Origin of the sequence: Streptomyces bambusae (genome assembly GCF_019400985.1) — a bacterium.
Taxonomy (GTDB): domain Bacteria; phylum Actinomycetota; class Actinomycetes; order Streptomycetales; family Streptomycetaceae; genus Streptomyces; species Streptomyces bambusae_A.
In genome coordinates this window covers 1-4,427 of record NZ_WTFF01000465.1, presented here as the reverse complement: position 1 = coordinate 4,427, position 4,427 = coordinate 1, and the positions used below count along the sequence as shown (strand labels likewise).

At 77.2% G+C, this 4,427-nt stretch carries 3 protein-coding genes; all 3 read right to left on the bottom strand.

Going from position 1 to position 4,427, the window contains the following annotated elements:
• Window positions 1–419: 419 nt before the first annotated feature.
• Window positions 420–1,562 (bottom strand): glycosyltransferase, encoded by a 1,143-nt coding sequence (locus GPJ59_RS34045; RefSeq protein WP_219671828.1) that lies wholly within the window; start codon window positions 1,560–1,562, stop codon window positions 420–422.
• Window positions 1,563–1,666: 104 nt separating this feature from the next.
• Window positions 1,667–2,449, bottom strand: a complete 783-nt coding sequence (locus GPJ59_RS34040) for a polysaccharide deacetylase family protein (RefSeq protein ID WP_219671824.1) — start codon at window positions 2,447–2,449, stop codon at window positions 1,667–1,669.
• Complete coding sequence (gene murJ / locus GPJ59_RS34035) at window positions 2,439–4,067, bottom strand: murein biosynthesis integral membrane protein MurJ (RefSeq protein WP_308120637.1); 1,629 nt, start codon at window positions 4,065–4,067, stop codon at window positions 2,439–2,441. The genes GPJ59_RS34040 and murJ overlap by 11 nt, the downstream gene beginning before the upstream one ends.
• Window positions 4,068–4,427: the final 360 nt, after the last annotated feature.

Sequence of the window (4,427 nt, the reverse complement as noted above, 5' to 3'; positions counted from 1 at the left end):
CCGGCGGGGGCTCTGGCGGCGGCGCGCGGGGGCGTGTGGGGTGTCGTCTGCGCGTGGGGGTGGGCGCCCCCGGCGGGGGGGGGGCCTTCCGTCCGGCCGTCGTCCCTGGGCCCCCCGGGCGCCGCGGGCCTGCCGGGGGGGGGGGGGGGGCCCGGGCCCGGGCCCCGGGGCCGAACCCCTGGGCCCGGGCCCCGGGCCGGGGCCTAAGCGCTCCGCAGGATGTGCGGTGATGAAACCGCGGGCCCGTGGGGGCTGGTCGCGCAGTTCCCCGCGCCCCTGACGGGGCGCGGTGCCGCACCGGACTTCGCTGAGGCCGCTTAGGTCCGGGGCCTAGGTCCGGGTTCGGGTCCGGTGGCCGGGTTCGGGGCCGGGTGCCCGGGCCGGGAGCCGCTCGGTCCCTGACCCGGACCGGGCGGAGGTCAGGCCGGGGGCCGGGGCGGGACGCGGCTGGTCAGGGCCCGGGCGTAGACCTCCAGGAGTTGTTCGGCGCTGTGGGCGATGTCGTAGCGGCGGACCACGGGCGGCGGCGGCAGCCGGGTCGCGCCCGCCTCCATGTGGCCGCGCAGCGCGGCCACGAGCTCCTCCGTGCCGGTACCGATCCGCCGCGCGCCCGGCGCCTGCGCGGCGGGCAGGTCGTCGATGGCGGGGCAGGTGACGTGCAGGACGGGCAGGCCCGCCGCGAGCGCCTCGACCACCGCCAGCCCGAAGGCCTCCTCCCGCGAGGGCGAGACGAAGACGTCCATGGCCGCGAGCAGCGCCGGGATGCCCGGGGTGCGGCCGTCCGCGCTGTCGCCCAACGGGTCGCGCTCCCCCAGCAGGTGGATCCGGCTCTGGGCGCCCAGCTCGGCGGCCAGCCTGCGCAAGGCGGCCCGCTCGGGCCCGTCCCCGGCGATCAGCAGGTGCGCCCCGGGCAGCGCCGCCACCGCCCGTACGAGGACGTCGAACCGCTTGCCCGGCACCAGCCGGCCCACCCCGCCGACCACGAACGCCCGGTCCGGCAGCCCGGTGCGCGCCCGGGTGGTCCGGCGCACCCGCGGGTCGAAGCGGAAGCGGACCGCCTCGATCCCGTTCGGTACGACGTGCACCCGCGCGGCGGGCACCCCCCAGCCCTGGAGCCGGGCCGCCACCGTGTCGGAGACGGCGACGGTGGCCGCGCCCAGCCGTTCGCTGGCCAGGTACAGCGCGCGCACCCCGCGCGACAGCGGCCGGCCCTCGATCTCGCCGTCCCCCAGCGAGTGTTCGGTGGCCACGGTCGCGCCGACCCCGGCGAGCCGCGCGGCCAGCCGCCCGTAGACGCAGGCCCGGTACAGGTGCGTGTGCACCAGGTCGTACCCGCCGCGCCGGATGAAGCGGACGAGCCGGGGCAGGGCCCCCAGGTCCCGGTTGCCGCGCATGCCCAGGTGGACCACCCGTACGCCGTCGGCGCGCAGGCCGTCGGCGACCGGGCCGGGGTTGGTCAGGGTCAGGACGTCGCACTGCATGGGCAGATGGCGCAGCAGCAGGCGCAGCTGCTGCTCGGCGCCGCCGATGCCGAGCCCGGTGATGATGTGCAGCGCCTTCACGCCCTGCGCGGGCAGCGCCCCCTGCACGGGTCCGGACTGCACGAGCCCGCCCTGCCCCGGCTCGAAGCGCGTCGCGTCGCCCGGCAGCGCCTCCGCCGCCCCGCTCACCGGAACACCGCCCGGCGCAGTTCCCGCACCTGGTGACGCAGTTGCTTCACGCGCATCCGGCCCGGCCCGTCCGCCTGGCTGACGTGCGTACGGGGCATGGCGTGCGGCCCGGCCAGCCGGCCGGGGTCGATGGCGCAGGCGTACCCGTAGCCGGCGTCGCGCGTGGCGGCCACGACCCGGCGGTCCAGGGTCCCGTACGGGTAGCAGAAGCCCTCGGGCAGCGTGCCGGTGATCTCGCGCAGCAGCTCGCGGCTGCCGCGCAGCTCCTGCTGGAGCACGTCGTCGGCCAGCCCGGACAGGTGCTGGTGCAACAGCCCGTGGGAGCCGATCTCCTGCCCGGCGGCGGCCACCTCCCGGATGCCCTCGGCGGTCAGCAGCGCCTTGCGCGGGCCCAGCGGGTCCCACACGTTGTCCACCCCGAGCCGCCCGGGCAGCACGAACACGGTGGCCGTGCACCCGTACCGGCGCAGCAGCGGCAGCGCCTCGCCCGGGAAGTCGGCGTAGCCGTCGTCGAAGCTCAGTCCCACCAGCCCGGCGCCGCGCCCGGCGGCCCGGGCCCGGCGCAGCTCGCCGACGGAGACGCCGCGCAGCCCGCGGGAGCGCAGCCACTGCAGCTGGGCCTCCAGGACGGCGGGGGTGACGGTGATGCCGTACGGGTCCTCGGCGGGGTCGGTGAACTCGGCGACCGAGTGGTACATGAGGACCCACGGGGCCGCGCCGCGGCTGCGGGCGGGCGGGGACGCGGCGGCGGCCGACGCCGTGTCGGTGTCAGCGGGCATTGCGGAACCTCTGGGTGATCAGGGTGGGCAGGGCGGTGACTTCGAGCGCCCGTATGGCCGTGCCGCAGGCCCCGAACATGGCCGGGACGAGCAGGCAGCCGAGCGCCGCGCTCAGCAGCGGGTCGGGGATCATCGGTCCGGCGATCCAGCCGGTCGCGCAGGCCGCGGCGGCGGCGACGGAGAGCCGGCCGAGGCTGACGGCGACCTGGCGGACGTGGATGGCGATGATCCGGGAGCCGATGCCGACGAGCAGCAGGGCGGCGGTGGTGGTGATGCCGGCGGCGTTGGCGCCGGCGATGCCGTACGTCCCCCACCAGCGCACGGCGAAGGCGCCGGCCACGATGTTGACGAGCAGTCCGGCGGACATCGCGAGCGCCGGGAACCAGGTGGGCCGGGCGGCCGAGAAGAACGGGCGGCTGAGCGCCCCCACCAGGCAGTGGCCGAGCAGCCCGACGGCGTAGACGCGCATGACGGAGGCGGTGGCGAGGGTGTCCTGGTGGGTGAACGCGCCGCGTTCGAAGAGGACCTGGATGATCTGGGGCGCGTACCCGATGACGAGGGCGGTGCCCATGAGGACGGCGAGCGAGGCCAGTGCCAGGTCCTGCTCGACCCGCCGCCGGGCCTTCTCCCGGTCGCCGCCGGCCATGGCCTGGGCGACGACGGGGAAGGTGACGGTGCAGATCATCAGCGAGAGCACCATGGGCATCTGCGCGACCTTCTGCGCGTAGTTCAGGTGCGAGATGGCACCGGGCGGCAGGGAGGCGGCGAGGAAGCGCTCGACCAGCACCTGCGACTGCCGGAACACGGCGAAGAAGATGACGGGCGCGATCATCCCGAAGGCGATCAGGGTGGGCCGGTCCCGGTCCCGCTGGCTGCGGCTGGCGCCGCGGGTGCGCGGCGGGCCGAAGCCGACGTTGCGGATGAACGCGGGAAGCTGGACCAGGACCATCAGCAGCCCGCCGCAGGCCACCCCGGCCGCGGCCGCCCGCACCCCCCACAGGGCGTGCAGGGCGACCATCGTGCCGATGATCCCGACGTTGTACGAGACGTAGATCGCGGCGGGTGGCAGGAAGGAGCGGTGGGCGCGCAGGGCGGCGCTGAAGTAGCCGGCGATGCCGAAGGAGAGCACCGTCAGCGCGGTCAGCCGGGTGCACTGGACGGCCAGTTGGGGATCGGGCAGGCCGGGCGCGAGCACGCCGACGACGAGCGGCGCGGCCACGACCAGGACGGAGGCGACGGCGGCGAGGAAGAGGACCAGCCTCGGCAGGGTGGAGCCGACCAGGAGCCGCACGGGGTCCTTGGCCCGCGCCTCCCGGCGGGTGAGGCCGGTGCGGCTGGCGGCCCGGCGGGCGAGGGCGTGGCTGAAGGCGGGCACCATCAACAGCGCCATGGCGTCCTCGATGAGCAGCGTGGACGCCATCTCCGGGACGGTCCAGGCGATGAGGAAGGCGTCGCTGTCGTGTCCCGCCCCGAAGAGGTGGGCGATGGTCTGGTCCCGGACCAGGCCCAGCACGGCTCCGGCGGCGGTCAGCCCGGCGGTGACCGCCGCCGCCTTGGCCAGGAACCGCCCCAGCGGCGCGGGCGCAGCCGCCGCCGCGGCATCGGCCGCGGGTGGCACCGGCGACCCACCCCGCCGCACCACGCCGGCGGCCCGCCCCCGGCGGGCATCACCGACGACACCGGCACGGCCAGGTCCGCCGGGACGGGCGGATCCGCCAGGCCCGCCGGGTCGGGCGGATCCGCCGGGTACAGCAAGCCCCGAAGATCCGGCAGCGGCCAGACCACCGAGCGACGGCGACCCCACCGGGCGCGGCGCATGCCCCGGGCCCGGAGCCGCTGAGTACGGCCGGAGGCCCGCGGCCGTGGCACCGGGGGCCACCGGGCACGGCGGGAGACCCGAAGCCGGGACACCCGGGCCCACCGGGCACGGCGGGAAGCCCGCGGGCGAGGCCGCCGAGTACGGCGGGTGGCCCGAGGC